Genomic DNA, 18879 nt, shown 5'->3' with positions numbered 1-18879 from the left:
GAAAGGGAGAGCCATGCCCCAGTCAGCAGCCCGCGGCTCCGCCGCCTGGGCCCTTGTCGTCACCGGTGCCGCCAGCTTCATGGCCGCCCTGGACAACCTCGTCGTCACCACGGCCCTGCCCTCCATCCGCGAGGACCTCGGCGGCGCGCTGGAGGACCTGGAGTGGACGGTCAACGCGTACACGCTCACCTTTGCGGTGCTCCTCATGTTCGGTGCGTCCCTCGGTGACCGGTTCGGCCGCCGCAGGCTCTTCCTCACCGGCCTGACGATCTTCACCGGCGCCTCCGCCGCCGCAGCCCTCTCGCCCGGAATCGACGCGCTGATCGCCGCGCGTGCCGTCCAGGGCGTCGGCGCGGCGATCATGATGCCGCTGGCGCTCACCCTCCTCACCGCCGCCGTACCCGCGGAACGGCGCGGCGCGGCCCTCGGGATCTTCGGAGCCATCACCGGCCTCGCCGTCGCCAGTGGCCCGCTCGTCGGCGGAAGCCTCACCGAGCATCTCTCCTGGGACTGGATCTTCTGGCTGAACGTGCCGATAGGCCTGGCCCTGCTGCCGCTCGCCCGGCTGCGCCTCAAGGAATCGCACGGCCCCGGCGCCCGGCTCGACATGCCCGGCACCATCCTGATCAGCACCGGTCTCTTCGGCATCGTCTACGCCCTGGTCAACGCCAACGCCGAGGGCTGGACCAGCAACACCGTGCTGCTCGGCCTGTTCGCGGGGACGGCGCTGCTCGTGGCCTTCGTGTTCCACGGTCTGCGCCGCCCCGACGCGATGCTCCCCATGCGCCTTTTCGCGAGCCGTGCCTTCACCGGGATCAACGCGGCGAGCCTGCTGATGTTCCTCGGCATGTTCGGCTCGATCTTCCTGCTCAGCCAGTTCCTCCAGGGCGTTCTCGGCTACTCGCCCACCGAGGCCGGTCTGCGGATGCTCCCCTGGACGGCGATGCCCCTGCTCGTCTCGCCGATCGCCGGTGTGGTCTCCGACCGTATCGGCGGCCGTCCCGTCGTGGCGGCGGGACTGGCGCTCCAGGCCATCGGGCTCGGCTGGTTCGCGCTGGTCATCGAGCCGGGGGTGGCCTACTCGGCACAGCTTCCGGCCCTGATCATCAGCGGTATCGGCATGGGCATGTACTTCGCCCCGGCCGCCAGCCTGGTCATGTCCAGCGTCCGCCCCGCGGAACAGGGCATCGCCTCCGGCGCCAACAACGCCCTGCGCGAGGTCGGCGGAGCGCTCGGGGTCGCGGTCCTCGGCGCGGTCTTCGCGGCGCGAGGGGGATACGAGTCCGGCGACGCGTTCGTCGACGGCACCGTCCCGGCCCTCTGGATCGGCGCCGGGGCGGTGGCGCTCGCGGCGCTGACCGCCCTGCTCATCCCGGGGCGGCGCGCCCGGCGGACGGCCCCGGCCGGGGAGGGGGCGAAGGGGGTGGAGGAGTACGAGCCCGCCGCTGCCTGACGCGCCACACCGCCCTGCCTACGGGCCGTTGCGATCGCACCCGCGATTGCGACGGCCCGTAGTCTTGTCCCGTGCAGGAACTCCACAACGCGCCTCTCGCCCCCCTCACCACCTTCCGGCTCGGCGGCCCCGCGACCCGCCTCGTCACGGCCACCACCGACGACGAGGTCATCGACGTCGTACGGCAAGCCGACGCGGCCGGCACCCCGCTCCTGATCATCGGCGGCGGCAGCAATCTGGTCATCGGGGACCGCGGATTCGAGGGCACCGCACTGCGCATCGCCACGCGGGGCTTCGCCCTCGACGGCACCGCACTGGAGCTGGCCGCGGGCGAGATCTGGAGCGACGCGGTCGCCCGTACCGTCGAAGCGGGCCTGGCCGGCGTCGAGTGCCTCGCGGGCATCCCCGGATCGGCCGGTGCCACCCCCATCCAGAACGTCGGGGCGTACGGCCAGGAAGTGTCCAGCACCATCACCGAGGTCGTCGCCTACGACCGCGCCACGCGCGCCCCCGTCACGCTCACCAGCGCCGAGTGCGCCTTCTCGTACCGTCACAGCCGCTTCAAGGAGCACCCCGAGCGCTATGTGGTCCTGCGGGTCCGCTTCGCGCTGGAGGACGCCGACGGGCTCTCCGCCCCGCTCAAGTACGCCGAGACGGCCCGCGCCCTCGGTGTCGAACCCGGCGACCGTGTCCCCGCCGCAGTCGCCCGGGACACCGTCCTGAAGCTGCGGGCGGGCAAGGGCATGGTGCTGGACCCGGAGGACCACGACACCTGGTCGGCCGGCTCCTTCTTCACCAACCCGGTCCTGGCCGACGAGGAGTACGCCGAGTTCCTCGGCCGCGCGAGAGCCCTTCTCGGCGCCGAGGTGACACCGCCCGCGTTCCCGGCGGGGGAGGGGCGTACGAAGACCTCCGCCGCCTGGCTGATCGACAAGGCCGGCTTCACCAAGGGGTACGGCACGGGCCCGGCCCGTATCTCCAGCAAGCACACCCTCGCCCTCACCAACCGGGGCGGGGCGACCACCGAGGATCTGCTCACGCTGGCCCGGGAAGTGGTGGCCGGGGTCCACGCGGCCTTCGGGATCACGCTCGTCAACGAACCGGTGACGGTAGGCGTGACCCTCTAAAGAAGACCGTGGCCCTCTAAAGAAGACGGTGAGCCTCTGAAGTAGACCGTGGCCCTCTGAAGAGGACACGGACAGACGACACCGATTGCGCGGCGCGGCACCGGTTACGCGTCGGACCCCGCGGGTTCGTCCGTGAGCCAGGCGTCGATCCCCGCCAGCAGCTTCTCCCGTACCTCCGGCGGCGCCGCCGAGCCCCGTACCGACTGCCGTGCCAGCTCCGCCAGTTCGTTGTCGCTGAACCCGTGGTGCGCGCGGGCCAGTTCGTACTGGGCCGCCAGCCGGGAGCCGAACAGCAGCGGGTCGTCCGCGCCGAGCGCCATCGGCACCCCGGCCTCGAACAGCGTCCGCAGCGGCACGTCCTCCGGCTTCTCGTACACCCCCAGCGCCACATTGGACGACGGGCAGACCTCGCAGGTCACCTCCCGCTCCGCGAGCTTGCGCAGCAACCGGGGGTCCTCCGCCGCCCGGACGCCGTGCCCGATCCGGGCGGCGCGCAGATCGTCCAGACAGTCCCGTACGGACGCGGGCCCGGTCAGCTCGCCGCCGTGCGGCGCGGCCAGCAGTCCACCGTGCCGGGCGATCGCGAAGGCCCGGTCGAAGTCCCTGGCCATGCCGCGCCGCTCGTCGTTGGAGAGACCGAAGCCGACGACGCCACGGTCCGCGTACCGCACGGCGAGCCGCGCCAGGGTCCTGGCCTCCAGCGGATGCTTCATCCGGTTCGCCGCGACCAGCACCCGCATCCCGAGACCGGTCTCCCGGGCGGCCGTGTCCACGGCGTCCAGGATGATCTCCAGAGCCGGGATCAGCCCGCCGAGCATGGGGGCGTACGACGTGGGGTCGACCTGGATCTCCAGCCAGCCGGAGCCGTCCCGTACGTCCTCCTCGGCGGCCTCGCGCACCAGCCGCTGGATGTCCTCAGGGGTACGCAGACAGGACCGGGCGATGTCGTACAGCCGCTGGAAACGGAACCAGCCGCGCTCGTCGGTCGCACGCAGCCGCGGCGGTTCGCCGCTGGTCAGCGCGTCGGGGAGATGGACGCCGTATTTCTCGGCGAGTTCCAGCAGGGTCGTGGGCCGCATCGAGCCGGTGAAGTGCAGATGCAGATGGGCCTTGGGCAGACGACCGAGATCGCGGGGTCGGGTGGTGCTCTCCATTCCAGGATCCTGCCGCACGTGAGGGCCGGCCGACAGCCTCTTTCCCCTATCGAGATCTTGCTCGAACGCAAAAACGGGCCCCCGGTCCTTGTCGGGAGCCCGTTCTCGCACAGCTTTCGCGAATTTCCCGGAGCTGGTCCGCGCGAAGTTCGCGTGACGTCGGTCCTGATGTCGGTCCTGATGTCGGCCCTGGCCGAAGTCAGTCCTGGGCCTCGGAGAGCAGCTTCTGGATCCGGGCGATGCCCTCCACCAGGTCCTCGTCGCCGAGCGCGTACGAAAGCCGCAGATAGCCGGGGGTACCGAAGGCCTCACCGGGTACGACCGCGACCTCCACCTCCTCCAGGATCAGCGCGGCCAGCTCGACCGTGGTCCGCGGACGCGTGCCCCGGATCTCCTTGCCGAGCAGGCCCTTCACCGAGGGGTACGCGTAGAAGGCGCCCTCGGGCCGCGGACAGACCACGCCGTCGATCTCGTTGAGCATGCGCACGATCGTCTGGCGGCGCCGGTCGAAGGCATCACGCATCTCGGCGACGGCGGTGAGATCGCCGGAGACCGCCGCGATCGCCGCGGCCTGCGCGACATTCGACACGTTCGACGTGGCGTGCGACTGGAGGTTGGTCGCGGCCTTGACGACATCCTTGGGGCCGATGACCCACCCCACCCGCCAGCCGGTCATCGCGTAGGTCTTCGCCACCCCGTTGACCACGATGCACTTGTCGCGCAGCTCCGGTACGACGGCGGGCAGCGACGTGAACTCGGCGTCCCCGTAGACGAGGTGCTCGTAGATCTCGTCCGTCATGACCCACAGCCCGTGCTCGACGGCCCAGCGGCCGATGGCCTCGGTGTCGGCGGGGCTGTAGACCGCGCCCGTCGGGTTCGACGGCGAGACGAAAAGGACGACCTTCGTACGCTCCGTACGGGCCGCCTCCAACTGCTCGACGGAGACCCGGTAGCCGGTGGTCTCGTCGGCCACGACCTCTACCGGGACACCGCCGGCCAGCCGGATCGACTCGGGGTACGTCGTCCAGTACGGAGCCGGGACGATGACCTCGTCGCCCGGGTCCAGTATGGCCGCGAACGCTTCGTAGATCGCCTGCTTGCCGCCGTTGGTCACCAGGACCTGGGACGGCTCGATCTCATAGCCGGAGTCGCGCAGCGTCTTCTCGGCGATGGCGGCCTTCAGCGCGGGGAGCCCGCCGGCCGGGGTGTAGCGGTGGTACGCGGGGTTGCGGCAGGCCTCGACCGCCGCGTCGACGACATAGCCGGGCGTCGGGAAGTCGGGCTCGCCGGCGCCGAAGCCGATCACCGGACGCCCGGCGGCCTTGAGGGCCTTGGCCTTGGCGTCCACGGCGAGGGTCGCGGACTCGGAGATCGCGCCGACTCGGGCGGAGACCCGGCGCTCGGTGGGTGGGATTGCAGCGCTCATACGGCCATGGTCCCAGACCCGAAACCGCGTCGGCACACAGGTTTCCCATGATGGACACATCAGGCGACGAGCTGCCCGCGGGACCGGTCGGGGACCGGTCCTCGACGGATCCGGCGCAAGCTGTTCGACGCGGGCGCCGGGACCACGTACACTCACTCGTCGTTGGCTCTCGGCAGACAGGTCCGTACCAGGCACTCCGTGCACCCGGTCGGATGCGGTAGGTTGAGGTTGACACAAAGGGTCGTAGCTCAATTGGTAGAGCACTGGTCTCCAAAACCAGCGGTTGGGGGTTCAAGTCCCTCCGGCCCTGCTACACACACCTTCGCCTAGGCTGTGTGCGCATGTACGTATATTCAACGCATCGCCGTGCGGCTCCCCCGGGCGCGGCACGGCCACGACCGGGAATCAGGTGAGAGAGCGTGACGGACGCCGTGGGCTCCATCGACAAGCCTGATGCCGACGATGAGTCCGAGGAGTCGAAGAAGCCACGCAAGGGTGGCAAGCGCGGAAAGAAGGGTCCTCTGGGCCGTCTCGCGCTCTTCTACCGTCAGATCGTCGCCGAGCTGCGCAAGGTCGTCTGGCCGACTCGCAATCAGCTGACGACGTACACCACAGTGGTGATTGTCTTCGTTGTCATCATGATCGGTCTGGTGACCGTGATTGACTATGGCTTCCAGCAAGCAATCAAGTACGTCTTCGGCTGATCCCGCGGAGGGCGCCCGGCGCGGCGCCCCTTTCGCGTGTTCCACCCATTGAGCCAGGAAGAAGCAGCCACCGTGTCTGACCCGAAACTGAACGACGCCAGCGAGTCGGAGGAGTCCCGAGAGGACGAAACCGGCATCGTCGAGGCGGCGGACGCTGTCGAGCCAGACCAGGCCGAAGCCGCTGATGTCGCCGCGGGCGAGCCGGCCGAAGAGGCCGCCGTCCATGTCGAGGACGACGAGACCGGAGCGGACGACGACTCCGCCGAGGACGCGCACGACGCCGACGACGAGGCCGGGGCCGACGGAACGGACGCCGAGCCTTCGGCCGATGTGCCCGCCGACCCGATCGCGGCGCTCCGCGACGAACTGCGCGGATTGCCCGGCGAGTGGTACGTGATCCACACCTACGCGGGCTACGAGAAGCGCGTGAAGGCCAACCTGGAGCAGCGCGCCGTCTCGCTGAACGTCGAGGACTTCATCTACCAGGCCGAGGTCCCCGAGGAAGAGATCGTCCAGATCAAGAACGGCGAGCGGAAGAACGTCCGCCAGAACAAGCTCCCGGGCTATGTCCTGGTGCGCATGGACCTGACGAACGAGTCCTGGGGCGTCGTCCGCAACACCCCGGGCGTCACCGGCTTCGTGGGCAACGCGTACGACCCGTATCCGCTGACCCTGGACGAGATCGTCAAGATGCTCGCGCCGGAGGCCGAGGAGAAGGCCGCCCGCGAGGCGGCCGAGGCCGAGGGCAAGCCGATGCCGGCCCGCAAGGTCGAGGTCCAGGTGCTGGACTTCGAGGTCGGCGACTCGGTCACCGTCACGGACGGCCCGTTCGCCACGCTCCAGGCGACCATCAACGAGATCAATGCCGACTCGAAGAAGGTCAAGGGCCTGGTCGAGATCTTCGGCCGCGAGACCCCGGTCGAGCTGAGCTTCGACCAGATCCAGAAGAACTGAGCACGGGACCGGCCGGGCGCCGCGCGCCCGCCGGGACGGCCCTCTCGCTTTCTGGAACCACAGCTTCCGACCAGGTCAGACAGGCTTCCGCAGATGTCTGACCTGTCGGTTTTTAGCCGCGCACCTATACCCGTTATCGTTGTGCGGTATGCCTCCAACCGGATGACCGGATGGCCGGCTGAAAACTCTCACTAGGACCCGGAGAGAGCACATGCCTCCCAAGAAGAAGAAGGTCACGGGGCTTATCAAGCTCCAGATCAGCGCCGGCGCGGCCAACCCGGCTCCGCCGGTCGGCCCCGCGCTGGGCCAGCACGGCGTCAACATCATGGAGTTCTGCAAGGCCTACAACGCCGCGACCGAGTCGCAGCGTGGCATGGTCGTGCCGGTGGAGATCACGGTCTACGAGGACCGTTCCTTCACCTTCGTCACCAAGACCCCGCCGGCCGCCAAGCTGATCCTCAAGGCCGCGGGTGTGGACAAGGGCTCCGGCGAGCCGCACGTCAAGAAGGTCGCGAAGCTCACCCGCGACCAGGTGCGCGACATCGCCACGACCAAGATGCCCGACCTGAACGCGAACGACCTGGACGCCGCCGAGAAGATCATCGCCGGCACCGCCCGTTCCATGGGCATCACGGTCGAGGGCTGACCCCACCGGTCACGCCCCGTGGCAGGGCCCTGCGCGGCCCGGACCACACCCTCCACCCTTGTATGAAGAACCACCAGGAGAAGAAGTGAAGCGCAGCAAGGCTCTCCGCGGCGCGGACGCCAAGATCGACCGGGAGCGCAGCTACGCCCCGCTCGAAGCCGTCCGTCTCGCCAAGGACACCACCACCACCAAGTTCGACGGCACCGTCGAGGTGGCCATGCGGCTGGGCGTCGACCCGCGCAAGGCCGACCAGATGGTCCGTGGCACCGTGAACCTTCCGCACGGCACCGGCAAGACCGCCCGGGTCCTGGTCTTCGCGACCGGTGACCGTGCCGAGGCAGCGCGCGCCGCGGGCGCCGACATCGTCGGCGCCGACGAACTGATCGACGAGGTCTCGAAGGGCCGTCTGGACTTCGACGCCGTCGTCGCCACCCCGGACCTCATGGGCAAGGTCGGCCGTCTCGGCCGTGTCCTCGGCCCGCGTGGTCTGATGCCGAACCCGAAGACCGGCACGGTCACCCCTGATGTCACCAAGGCCGTGACCGACATCAAGGGCGGCAAGATCGAGTTCCGCGTCGACAAGCACTCGAACCTGCACTTCATCATCGGCAAGGTCTCCTTCGACGAGACGAAGCTGGTCGAGAACTACGCCGCGGCGCTGGAGGAGATCCTCCGTCTGAAGCCGTCCGCCGCGAAGGGCCGCTACATCAAGAAGGCGACCCTCACCACGACGATGGGCCCCGGCATCCCGCTGGACGCCAACCGCACCCGTAACCTCCTCGTCGAGGAGGACCCGGCCGCCGTCTGACACTGACGGCAGCCCCGGGGCACGCGTATGCGTGGCAAGAGCCGGTCCGCGCACCTCGGCAGAGGCGCGCGGACCGGCTCTCCGCCGTGTGAGCTGCGAGATTAATTTGTGTGAGCTGTCAGAGGCGTGGGTTAGCGTGCTGGCAGGGGAAACCGGACCGAACCGGTGGCCCGGGACAACACTTGGGGTGGGGAATGAGCAAGTCGACAAGGGTGCGCGCCGGTGTGGCGGTGACGGCGGTGGCCGTGATGGTGGCTGTCGCCGGCTGTCAGAGCGAGGGGAGCGCCGCGGGCGGCGGGAAGGCGACGACCGGCGCCGTGAAGGCACAGGCCGCGCCCGCGACCGAGGTGATCGCCGCCGCCTACAAGAAGACGGCCGAGGCCAAGTCCGCCAGGGTCACCATGACGATGGAGACGCCGGGGACCGGACCTGACGCCGGGACGATCGAGATGTCCGGCGTGATGGGCTGGGGCCCGACCGTGATGGATGTGACCATGTCGGGGACGGCGCTGGCGTCCGACCCCGAGGGGCCCGAGCAGGTCCGTATGGTGTGGATCAACAACGTCATGTACATGGACATGGGTGCCGCCAGCGCCAAGGAGATGGACGGCAAGCGCTGGATGAAGCTCGACTTCGCCGCGATAGCCAAGGCCTCGGGTGACGCGAAGGCCGCCGAGGCGATGGCCGGTGGCCTGGAGAACATGAACCAGGACCCGGCGCAGCAACTGGGCATCCTGCTCGAATCCCCGAGCCTCAAGCACGTCGGCAGCGAGAAGATCGGCGGGATCCCGACCGAGCACTACAAGGGCCGGCTCACGCTGGAGGAGATGCTCAAGTCCAACAAGTCGCTCGCCGTCCTCAGCGCGAAGGAGCGGACGGATCTCCTCGCCGCGATGAAGAAGTCCGGTCTCAAGGCGTACGACACCGAGGTCTGGGTGAACGCCGACAGCTACCCGGTGAAGATGGACATCGGCATGGACACCCCGGAGGGCACGGTGCGTGTGACCGCGAGCTACACCGACTACGGAGTGAAGACCGACGTACAGGCCCCGCCCGCCGGGCAGACCGCCGATGTCTTCAAGATGCTGGGGGATCTCGCGGCCGTGGGGCAGGGCGCCGACGGGGGCCCGGGCGCCTGACCTCAGGTCCGTCACGGACCTGACCGCAGGTCCGTGACGGATTTGCTTGTGATACCCCGCTCACGTACTCTCACCAGGAAGCCAAAGACCGCTGGTCGTTGCCGTGTGCTCGTACGAGGGCGCGGTGGCCGAAGGATCCGCTAGCCGCGGACGACCTGCGCAGGTGACTGTGGAGAGCTCCCGGATTCCATTCGGTCGAGCTACGCCCCGTGCGCCTGCGCCGGGGCGTTTCGTTGTGCCCAGCCCCTTCCGAGCGGTCCTCATCACCCGGAAGGAGGCCGACGCTCATGGCAAGGCCCGACAAGGCTGCCGCGGTGGCGGAGCTGACGGACAAGTTCCGCAGCTCGAACGCCGCCGTGCTGACCGAGTACCGGGGTCTCACCGTGGCGCAGCTCAAGGAGCTGCGCCGTTCTCTCGGTGAGAACGCCCAGTACGCCGTGGTGAAGAACACGCTGACCAAGATCGCGGCCAACGAGGCCGGGATCAGCACGCTGGACGACCTGTTCGCGGGTCCGACGGCGGTTGCCTTCGTCACCGGTGACCCGGTGGAGTCGGCGAAGGGTCTTCGTGACTTCGCCAAGGACAACCCGAATCTCATCATCAAGGGCGGCGTCCTTGACGGCAAGGCGCTCAGCGCCGATGAGATCAAGCAGCTCGCGGACCTCGAGTCCCGCGAGGTTCTGCTCTCCAAGCTGGCGGGTGCCATGAAGGGCAAGCAGTCCCAGGCTGCCTCCCTCTTCCAGGCGCTTCCGTCGAAGTTCGTCCGCACCGCGGAAGCGCTTCGTGTCAAGAAGGAAGAGCAGGACGGTGCCGGTACGCCGGCTCCCGTCGAGGCCGACTCCGAGTAATCACGCTCGTTCGGTCGGAGCGGGCCGGTACGCCCGCGGAACTGTACGTACGGCACCAGCCGACATAGTGGAAGGACCGCCATCATGGCGAAGCTCAGCCAGGAAGACCTGCTCGCGCAGTTCGAGGACATGACCCTCATCGAGCTCTCCGCGTTCGTGAAGGCGTTCGAGGAGAAGTTCGACGTCACCGCCGCCGCCGCGGTCGCCGCCCCGGTCGCCGGTGTCCCCGGTGTTCCGGCCGAGGCCGTCGAGGAGCAGGACGAGTTCGACGTCATCCTCACCGGTGCGGGCGAGAAGAAGATCCAGGTCATCAAGGTCGTGCGCGAGCTGACCTCCCTGGGTCTGAAGGAGGCCAAGGACCTCGTGGACGGCGCCCCGAAGCCCGTCCTGGAGAAGGTCGCCAAGGAGGCCGCCGAGAAGGCCGCCGAGTCCCTCAAGGGCGCCGGCGCCTCCGTCGAGGTCAAGTAACCCCTTACGAGTCCGCCACCGCCCGCCCCCAGGGCGTACGGAGGCAGTCTCGGCGCCCCTGAGGCGCGATGTTGACGCGCAGGGCGATCACCCAGTCGGGTGGTCGCCCTTCCGCGTTCACGTGGGGGCTGCCTTGCTCTTCCGGCGGCGGCGAGTATCGTGATCATCGCCGTTCTCACGTACGCCCGGTAACGCTCCGCAGGGGGTGGGGGGCCTTGACGAACCGCACGCAGCGCGCAATTCTCAGGAACGCGTCGGCACAATCGATCCGGATCCGAGGCATGGATCGACGACGAAGAGGGCAGTATCGATGTGCGCCTACGGCGCGAAGGCTTCAGCGGTTGAGACAAGGGTGTTGAGAACAACGAGGGTGTCGGAAAACCCGGTCTGGACATCAGTGTGCCAAGTGGCTACACTGACCCTTTGCGCTGCCTGTTAGCTGCTCCCTGCCCGTCACCAGGGGCACCCCCTCGTATGAGCATCGGTGGTTGAAAGGCCCTGAACTGGGCTTTCTGCCTCCGTGCGCAGCTTGGGACCGGTACGCGCGTAGTGAGTCCGAGCCCTCGGAAGGACCCCCTCTTGGCCGCCTCGCGCAACGCCTCGACCGCGAATACGAACAACGGCGCCAGCACCGCCCCGCTGCGCATCTCCTTTGCAAAGATCAAGGAGCCCCTCGAGGTTCCGAACCTCCTTGCGCTGCAGACCGAGAGCTTTGACTGGCTGCTCGGCAATGCCGCTTGGAAGGCTCGTGTCGAGGCGGCTCTCGAGAACGGGCAGGACGTCCCCAGGAAGTCCGGTCTGGAGGAGATCTTCGAGGAGATCTCCCCGATCGAGGACTTCTCCGGGTCGATGTCGCTGACCTTCCGCGACCACCGCTTCGAGCCCTCCAAGAACTCGATCGACGAGTGCAAGGAGCGCGACTTCACCTTCGCCGCCCCGCTCTTCGTCACCGCCGAGTTCACCAACAACGAGACCGGCGAGATCAAGTCCCAGACGGTCTTCATGGGCGACTTCCCGCTCATGACCAACAAGGGCACCTTCGTCATCAACGGCACCGAGCGTGTCGTGGTGTCGCAGCTCGTCCGCTCGCCGGGTGTCTACTTCGACTCGTCGATCGACAAGACGTCCGACAAGGACATCTACTCCGCCAAGATCATCCCGTCCCGGGGTGCCTGGCTGGAGATGGAGATCGACAAGCGCGACATGGTCGGTGTCCGTATCGACCGCAAGCGCAAGCAGTCCGTGACCGTCCTCCTCAAGGCTCTCGGCTGGACGACCGAGCAGATCCTGGACGAGTTCGGCGAGTACGAGTCGATGCGCGCCACCCTGGAGAAGGACCACACCCAGGGCCAGGACGACGCGCTGCTCGACATCTACCGCAAGCTGCGCCCGGGCGAGCCCCCGACGCGTGAGGCCGCCCAGACGCTGCTGGAGAACCTCTACTTCAACCCGAAGCGGTACGACCTCGCCAAGGTCGGCCGGTACAAGGTGAACAAGAAGCTCGGCGCGGACGAGCCGCTGGACGCCGGCGTGCTCACCACCGACGATGTCATCGCGACCATCAAGTACCTGGTCAAGCTGCACGCCGGTGAGACCGAGACGGTCGGGGAGAACGGCTCGACGATCGTGGTCGAGACCGACGACATCGACCACTTCGGCAACCGCCGTCTGCGCAACGTCGGCGAGCTGATCCAGAACCAGGTCCGTACGGGTCTGGCGAGGATGGAGCGCGTCGTGCGCGAGCGCATGACGACCCAGGATGTCGAGGCGATCACGCCGCAGACACTGATCAACATCCGGCCGGTCGTCGCCTCCATCAAGGAGTTCTTCGGCACGAGCCAGCTCTCGCAGTTCATGGACCAGAACAACCCGCTGTCGGGTCTCACCCACAAGCGCCGTCTGTCGGCTCTTGGCCCGGGTGGTCTCTCCCGTGAGCGGGCCGGCTTCGAGGTCCGCGACGTGCACCCGTCGCACTACGGCCGCATGTGCCCGATCGAGACCCCCGAAGGCCCGAACATCGGTCTGATCGGCTCGCTCGCCTCGTATGGCCGGGTCAACGCGTTCGGTTTCGTCGAGACCCCGTACCGCAAGGTCACCGACGGCCAGGTCACCGACGAGGTGGACTACCTGACCGCCGACGAGGAGGACAGGTTCGTCATCGCCCAGGCGAACGCGACCCTGTCCGAGGATCTCCGCTTCACCGAGCCCCGGGTCCTGGTCCGCCGCCGTGGCGGCGAGGTCGACTACGTTCCCGGCAACGACGTCGACTACATGGATGTCTCGCCGCGCCAGATGGTGTCGGTCGCGACCGCCATGATCCCGTTCCTGGAGCACGACGACGCCAACCGTGCCCTCATGGGCGCGAACATGATGCGTCAGGCCGTGCCCCTGATCACCTCCGAGGCCCCGCTCGTCGGCACCGGCATGGAGTACCGCTGCGCGGTCGACGCCGGGGACGTCATCAAGGCGGAGAAGGAGGGTGTGGTCCAGGAGGTCTCCGCGGACTACATCACGGTGGCCAACGACGACGGCACGTACACCACGTACCGCATCGCCAAGTTCTCCCGCTCCAACCAGGGCACCTCGGTCAACCAGAAAGTCGTCGTCAACGAGGGCGACCGGGTCGTCGAGAGCCAGGTGCTGGCGGACGGTCCGGCCACCCAGCTCGGCGAGATGGCGCTCGGCAAGAACCTCCTCGTGGCGTTCATGCCGTGGGAGGGCCACAACTACGAAGACGCGATCATCCTCAGCCAGCGGCTGGTCCAGGACGACGTCCTCTCCTCGATCCACATCGAGGAGCACGAGGTCGACGCCCGGGACACCAAGCTCGGCCCCGAGGAGATCACCCGGGACATCCCGAACGTCTCCGAGGAGGTCCTCGCGGACCTCGACGAGCGCGGCATCATCCGGATCGGTGCCGAGGTCGTCGCCGGGGACATCCTGGTCGGCAAGGTCACGCCCAAGGGCGAGACGGAGCTGACCCCGGAGGAGCGGCTGCTCCGCGCGATCTTCGGTGAGAAGGCCCGTGAGGTCCGTGACACCTCGCTGAAGGTGCCGCACGGCGAGACCGGCAAGGTCATCGGCGTACGGGTCTTCGACCGCGAGGAGGGCGACGAACTGCCGCCGGGCGTGAACCAGCTCGTGCGGGTGTACGTCGCTCAGAAGCGCAAGATCACCGACGGCGACAAGCTCGCCGGACGCCACGGCAACAAGGGCGTCATCTCGAAGATCCTGCCGATCGAGGACATGCCGTTCCTGGAGGACGGCACCCCGGTCGACATCATCCTCAACCCGCTGGGCGTGCCGTCCCGTATGAACCCGGGGCAGGTCCTCGAAATCCACCTCGGCTGGCTCGCCAGCCAGGGCTGGAAGGTCGAGGGCAGCGAGGAGTGGATGGAGCGGCTCAAGGCCATCGGCGCCGACGATGTCGCCCCCGGCACCAATGTCGCCACCCCGGTGTTCGACGGCGCCCGCGAGGACGAGATCTCCGGTCTCTTCGAGGCCACGATCCCCAACCGCGACGGCAACCGGATGGTGCAGCCGTCCGGCAAGGCGCACCTGTTCGACGGCCGCTCCGGTGAGCCGTTCCCGGACCCGATCTCGGTCGGGTACATGTACATCCTCAAGCTCCACCACCTGGTCGATGACAAGCTGCACGCGCGGTCGACCGGCCCGTACTCGATGATCACCCAGCAGCCGCTGGGTGGTAAGGCCCAGTTCGGCGGTCAGCGCTTCGGAGAGATGGAGGTGTGGGCGCTGGAGGCTTATGGCGCCGCGTACGCCCTCCAGGAGCTGCTGACGATCAAGTCGGACGACGTGACCGGCCGCGTGAAGGTCTACGAGGCCATCGTCAAGGGCGAGAACATCCCCGAGCCCGGTATTCCCGAGTCCTTCAAGGTGCTCATCAAGGAAATGCAGTCGCTCTGCCTCAATGTGGAGGTGCTGTCCTCGGACGGTATGTCCATCGAGATGCGCGACACGGACGAGGACGTCTTCCGCGCGGCGGAGGAGCTCGGTATCGACCTGTCCCGGCGCGAGCCGAGCAGCGTCGAAGAGGTCTGACGGGTTGGCCGGCCGGATCCCGTATCCGGCCGGCTCTCCCCGGACCCGATCAGACCATTGCTGAAGTGCCCCATATTTCTCGCTGACGCGAGGGGGCTCGAACCCCCGAAAGAGGGATTGACGACAAGTGCTCGACGTCAACTTCTTCGACGAGCTGCGGATCGGCCTCGCCACCGCGGACGACATCCGGACCTGGTCGCACGGCGAAGTGAAGAAGCCGGAGACCATCAACTACCGCACCCTCAAGCCCGAGAAGGACGGACTCTTCTGCGAGAAGATCTTCGGCCCCACCCGGGACTGGGAGTGCTACTGCGGCAAGTACAAGCGCGTCCGCTTCAAGGGCATCATCTGTGAGCGCTGTGGCGTGGAGGTCACGCGCGCCAAGGTGCGCCGTGAGCGGATGGGCCACATTGAGCTGGCCGCGCCCGTCACCCACATCTGGTACTTCAAGGGCGTCCCGTCGCGCCTGGGGTACCTGCTCGACCTCGCGCCGAAGGACCTGGAGAAGGTCATCTACTTCGCCGCGTACATGATCACGTTCGTGGACGAGGAGCGCCGTACGCGCGACCTGCCCTCGCTGGAGGCGCATGTCTCCGTCGAGCGCCAGCAGGTCGAGAACCGCCGCGACGCCGACCTGGAAGCCCGCGCCAAGAAGCTCGAGACCGACCTGGCCGAGCTGGAGGCCGAGGGCGCCAAGGCCGATGTGCGCCGCAAGGTGCGCGAGGGCGCCGAGCGCGAGATGAAGCAGCTCCGCGACCGCGCGCAGCGCGAGATCGACCGTCTCGACGAGGTGTGGAACCGCTTCAAGAACCTCAAGGTCCAGGACCTGGAGGGCGACGAGCTGCTCTACCGCGAGCTGCGTGACCGCTTCGGCACGTACTTCGACGGCTCGATGGGCGCCGCCGCGCTCCAGAAGCGCCTGGAGTCCTTCGACCTGGAGGAGGAGGCCGAGCGCCTCCGCGAGATCATCCGTACCGGCAAGGGCCAGAAGAAGACCCGGGCGCTCAAGCGCCTCAAGGTCGTCTCCGCGTTCCTGCAGACCAGCAACAGCCCCAAGGGCATGGTGCTGGACTGCGTCCCGGTGATCCCGCCGGACCTGCGTCCGATGGTGCAGCTCGACGGTGGCCGCTTCGCGACCTCCGACCTGAACGACCTGTACCGCAGGGTGATCAACCGTAACAACCGCCTGAAGCGGCTTCTCGACCTCGGTGCCCCCGAGATCATCGTGAACAACGAGAAGCGCATGCTCCAGGAGGCCGTCGACGCGCTGTTCGACAACGGCCGCCGCGGCCGTCCGGTGACCGGTCCCGGCAACCGCCCGCTGAAGTCCCTGAGCGACATGCTCAAGGGCAAGCAGGGCCGGTTCCGCCAGAACCTGCTGGGCAAGCGCGTCGACTACTCGGCCCGTTCCGTGATCGTCGTCGGCCCGCAGCTCAAGCTGCACCAGTGCGGGCTGCCGAAGGCCATGGCGCTGGAGCTGTTCAAGCCGTTCGTGATGAAGCGTCTGGTCGACCTGAACCACGCGCAGAACATCAAGTCGGCGAAGCGCATGGTCGAGCGCGGCCGTACGGTCGTGTACGACGTGCTCGAAGAGGTCATCGCCGAGCACCCGGTGCTGCTGAACCGTGCGCCGACCCTGCACCGCCTCGGTATCCAGGCCTTCGAGCCGCAGCTCGTCGAGGGCAAGGCCATCCAGATCCACCCGCTCGTCTGCACCGCGTTCAACGCGGACTTCGACGGTGACCAGATGGCCGTCCACCTGCCGCTCTCCGCGGAGGCGCAGGCCGAGGCCCGCATCCTGATGCTGTCCTCGAACAACATCCTCAAGCCGGCCGACGGCCGTCCGGTCACCATGCCCACCCAGGACATGGTGCTCGGTCTCTTCTTCCTCACCACGGACGAGGAGGAGCGCGAGGTCAAGGGCGAGGGCCGGTCCTTCGGCTCCAGCGCCGAGGCCACCATGGCGTTCGACAACCGTGAGCTGTCGCTCCAGGCGAAGGTCGACATCCGCTTCCCGGTGGGCACCATCCCGCCGCGCGGCTGGACCCCGCCGGTGCCCGCGGACGGCGAGGACGCCGAGACGTACCAGCAGGGCGACAGCTTCCGGCTGCGTACGACCCTGGGCCGCGCGCTCTTCAACGAGCTGCTGCCCGAGGACTACCCGTTCGTCGACTACTCGGTGGGCAAGAAGCAGCTCTCCGAGATCGTCAACGATCTGGCCGAGCGCTACCCCAAGGTCATCGTGGCGGCGACGCTCGACAACCTGAAGGCGGCGGGCTTCTTCTGGGCGACCCGTTCCGGTGTCACCGTGGCCATCTCCGACGTGGTCGTGCCCGAGGCGAAGAAGGCGATCGTCCAGGGTTACGAGGCGCAGGACGAGAAGGTCCAGAAGCAGTACGAGCGCGGTCTGATCACCAAGCAGGAGCGCACCCAGGAACTGATCACGATCTGGACCAAGGCGACCAATGAGGTCGCCGAGGCGATGAACGCGAACTTCCCGAAGACCAACCCCATCTTCATGATGGTCAACTCGGGTGCGCGCGGAAACATGATGCAGATGCGTCAGATCGCCGGTATGCGTGGTCTGGTGTCCAACGCCAAGAACGAGACGATCCCGCGTCCCATCAAGGCGTCCTTCCGTGAAGGCCTGTCCGTGCTGGAGTACTTCATCTCCACGCACGGTGCCCGTAAGGGTCTGGCCGACACCGCCCTGCGTACCGCCGACTCGGGTTATCTGACCCGTCGTCTGGTGGACGTCTCGCAGGACGTGATCATCCGCGAGGAGGACTGCGGCACCGACCGCGGCCTCAAGCTGAAGATCGCGGTCAAGGGCGCCGACGGGGTCCTCCGCAAGACGGAGGACGTCGAGACGTCCGTGTACGCGCGGATGCTCGCCGAGGACGTCGTCATCGACGGCAAGGTCATCGCGCCGGCCAATGTCGACCTGGGCGATGTCCTGATCGACGCGCTGGTGAACGCCGGGGTCGAGGAGGTCAAGACCCGCTCGGTCCTGACCTGTGAGTCCGCGGTCGGCACCTGTGCCTTCTGCTACGGCCGTTCGCTGGCCACCGGCAAGCTGGTCGACATCGGTGAGGCGGTCGGCATCATCGCCGCCCAGTCCATCGGTGAGCCCGGTACCCAGCTCACGATGCGTACCTTCCACACCGGTGGTGTGGCCGGTGACGACATCACCCAGGGTCTGCCCCGTGTGGTCGAGCTGTTCGAGGCCCGTACGCCCAAGGGTGTCGCCCCGATCTCGGAGGCGGCCGGCCGCGTCCGTATCGAGGAGACGGAGAAGACCAAGAAGCTGGTCGTCACCCCGGACGACGGCAGCGACGAGACGGCGTACCCGATCTCGAAGCGCGCCCGTCTGCTGGTGGAGGAGGGCGACCATGTCGAGGTGGGCCAGAAGCTCACCGTCGGTGCCACCAACCCGCACGACGTGCTGCGGATCCTCGGTCAGCGCGCGGTCCAGGTCCACCTGGTCGGCGAGGTCCAGAAGGTCTACAACTCGCAGGGTGTGTCGATCCACGACAAGCACATCGAGATCATCATCCGGCAGATGCTGCGCCGGGTGACGATCATCGAGTCCGGCGACGCGGAGCTGCTGCCGGGCGAGCTGGTGGAGCGCTCGAAGTTCGAGACCGAGAACCGGCGAGTGGTGACGGAGGGCGGCCACCCGGCCTCCGGCCGTCCGCAGCTCATGGGTATCACCAAGGCCTCGCTGGCCACCGAGTCGTGGCTGTCGGCGGCGTCCTTCCAGGAGACGACCAGGGTCCTCACCGACGCGGCGATCAACGCCAAGTCGGACTCCCTGATCGGCCTCAAGGAGAACGTCATCATCGGTAAGCTCATCCCGGCCGGTACGGGTCTGTCCCGCTACCGCAACATCCGGGTCGAGCCGACCGAGGAGGCCAAGGCCGCGATGTACTCGGCCGTCGGCTACGACGACATCGACTACTCGCCGTTCGGCACCGGCTCCGGCCAGGCCGTCCCGCTGGAGGACTACGACTACGGTCCGTACAACCAGTAAGGCGTGAGAGCACTGGAGGGCGGCCATCCCCCAGGGGGTGGCCGCCCTCCGGCATGC

At 67.8% G+C, this 18879-nt stretch carries 13 protein-coding genes and 1 tRNA gene; 12 read left to right on the top strand and 2 right to left on the bottom strand.

Going from position 1 to position 18879, the window contains the following annotated elements:
* Positions 1 to 13: 13 nt before the first annotated feature.
* Complete coding sequence (locus tag KQY30_RS14100) at positions 14 to 1453, top strand: DHA2 family efflux MFS transporter permease subunit (protein WP_217307114.1); 1440 nt, start codon at positions 14 to 16, stop codon at positions 1451 to 1453.
* Between the two features lie 71 nt (positions 1454 to 1524).
* Entirely contained in the window at positions 1525 to 2580 is a 1056-nt protein-coding gene (locus KQY30_RS14095; RefSeq protein ID WP_217307113.1) for a UDP-N-acetylmuramate dehydrogenase, read from the top strand.
* A 104-nt stretch (positions 2581 to 2684) separates the two neighbouring features.
* On the opposite strand, the gene KQY30_RS14090 is transcribed toward KQY30_RS14095, so the two are convergent.
* Both KQY30_RS14090 and KQY30_RS14085 read right to left on the bottom strand, forming a co-directional pair.
* Positions 2685 to 3734 carry an adenosine deaminase gene (locus KQY30_RS14090; protein ID WP_217307112.1) on the bottom strand — a complete coding sequence of 350 codons (1050 nt, stop codon included), beginning with the start codon at positions 3732 to 3734 and terminating at the stop codon, positions 2685 to 2687.
* A gap of 199 nt (positions 3735 to 3933) precedes the next feature.
* A complete protein-coding gene (locus KQY30_RS14085) occupies positions 3934 to 5160 on the bottom strand; it encodes a pyridoxal phosphate-dependent aminotransferase (protein ID WP_217307111.1) in 1227 nt (408 codons plus the stop codon).
* Between the two features lie 237 nt (positions 5161 to 5397).
* Between KQY30_RS14085 and KQY30_RS14080 the strand changes: the two genes are divergently transcribed.
* The 10 genes from KQY30_RS14080 to KQY30_RS14035 all read left to right on the top strand — a co-directional run bounded on the left by KQY30_RS14080 (position 5398) and on the right by KQY30_RS14035 (position 18822).
* A tRNA-Trp gene (locus KQY30_RS14080) sits at positions 5398 to 5470 on the top strand.
* A gap of 109 nt (positions 5471 to 5579) precedes the next feature.
* Entirely contained in the window at positions 5580 to 5864 is a 285-nt protein-coding gene (gene secE / locus KQY30_RS14075) for a preprotein translocase subunit SecE (protein WP_046503197.1), read from the top strand.
* Between the two features lie 72 nt (positions 5865 to 5936).
* On the top strand, positions 5937 to 6818 hold the full coding sequence (gene nusG / locus KQY30_RS14070; protein WP_217307110.1) for a transcription termination/antitermination protein NusG: 882 nt from the start codon (positions 5937 to 5939) through the stop codon (positions 6816 to 6818).
* A 211-nt stretch (positions 6819 to 7029) separates the two neighbouring features.
* The gene (gene rplK, locus KQY30_RS14065; protein ID WP_046503201.1) at positions 7030 to 7464 is read left to right on the top strand and encodes a 50S ribosomal protein L11; all 435 of its coding nucleotides are present in this window, start codon (positions 7030 to 7032) and stop codon (positions 7462 to 7464) included.
* An 85-nt stretch (positions 7465 to 7549) separates the two neighbouring features.
* Complete coding sequence (gene rplA / locus KQY30_RS14060) at positions 7550 to 8272, top strand: 50S ribosomal protein L1 (RefSeq protein ID WP_217307109.1); 723 nt, start codon at positions 7550 to 7552, stop codon at positions 8270 to 8272.
* A 194-nt stretch (positions 8273 to 8466) separates the two neighbouring features.
* On the top strand, positions 8467 to 9411 hold the full coding sequence (locus KQY30_RS14055) for a hypothetical protein (protein WP_217307108.1): 945 nt from the start codon (positions 8467 to 8469) through the stop codon (positions 9409 to 9411).
* Positions 9412 to 9698: 287 nt separating this feature from the next.
* Positions 9699 to 10259 carry a 50S ribosomal protein L10 gene (gene rplJ, locus KQY30_RS14050; protein ID WP_046503206.1) on the top strand — a complete coding sequence of 187 codons (561 nt, stop codon included), beginning with the start codon at positions 9699 to 9701 and terminating at the stop codon, positions 10257 to 10259.
* A gap of 84 nt (positions 10260 to 10343) precedes the next feature.
* The gene (gene rplL / locus KQY30_RS14045; protein ID WP_217307107.1) at positions 10344 to 10727 is read left to right on the top strand and encodes a 50S ribosomal protein L7/L12; all 384 of its coding nucleotides are present in this window, start codon (positions 10344 to 10346) and stop codon (positions 10725 to 10727) included.
* A 579-nt stretch (positions 10728 to 11306) separates the two neighbouring features.
* Complete coding sequence (gene rpoB, locus KQY30_RS14040; RefSeq protein WP_046503214.1) at positions 11307 to 14789, top strand: DNA-directed RNA polymerase subunit beta; 3483 nt, start codon at positions 11307 to 11309, stop codon at positions 14787 to 14789.
* A gap of 127 nt (positions 14790 to 14916) precedes the next feature.
* Complete coding sequence (locus KQY30_RS14035) at positions 14917 to 18822, top strand: DNA-directed RNA polymerase subunit beta' (RefSeq protein WP_217307106.1); 3906 nt, start codon at positions 14917 to 14919, stop codon at positions 18820 to 18822.
* Positions 18823 to 18879: the final 57 nt, after the last annotated feature.

The organism is Streptomyces sp. GMY02, assembly GCF_019056675.1.
Lineage (GTDB): Bacteria > Actinomycetota > Actinomycetes > Streptomycetales > Streptomycetaceae > Streptomyces > Streptomyces odonnellii.
This window is presented reverse-complemented; position numbering and strand designations above follow the sequence as displayed.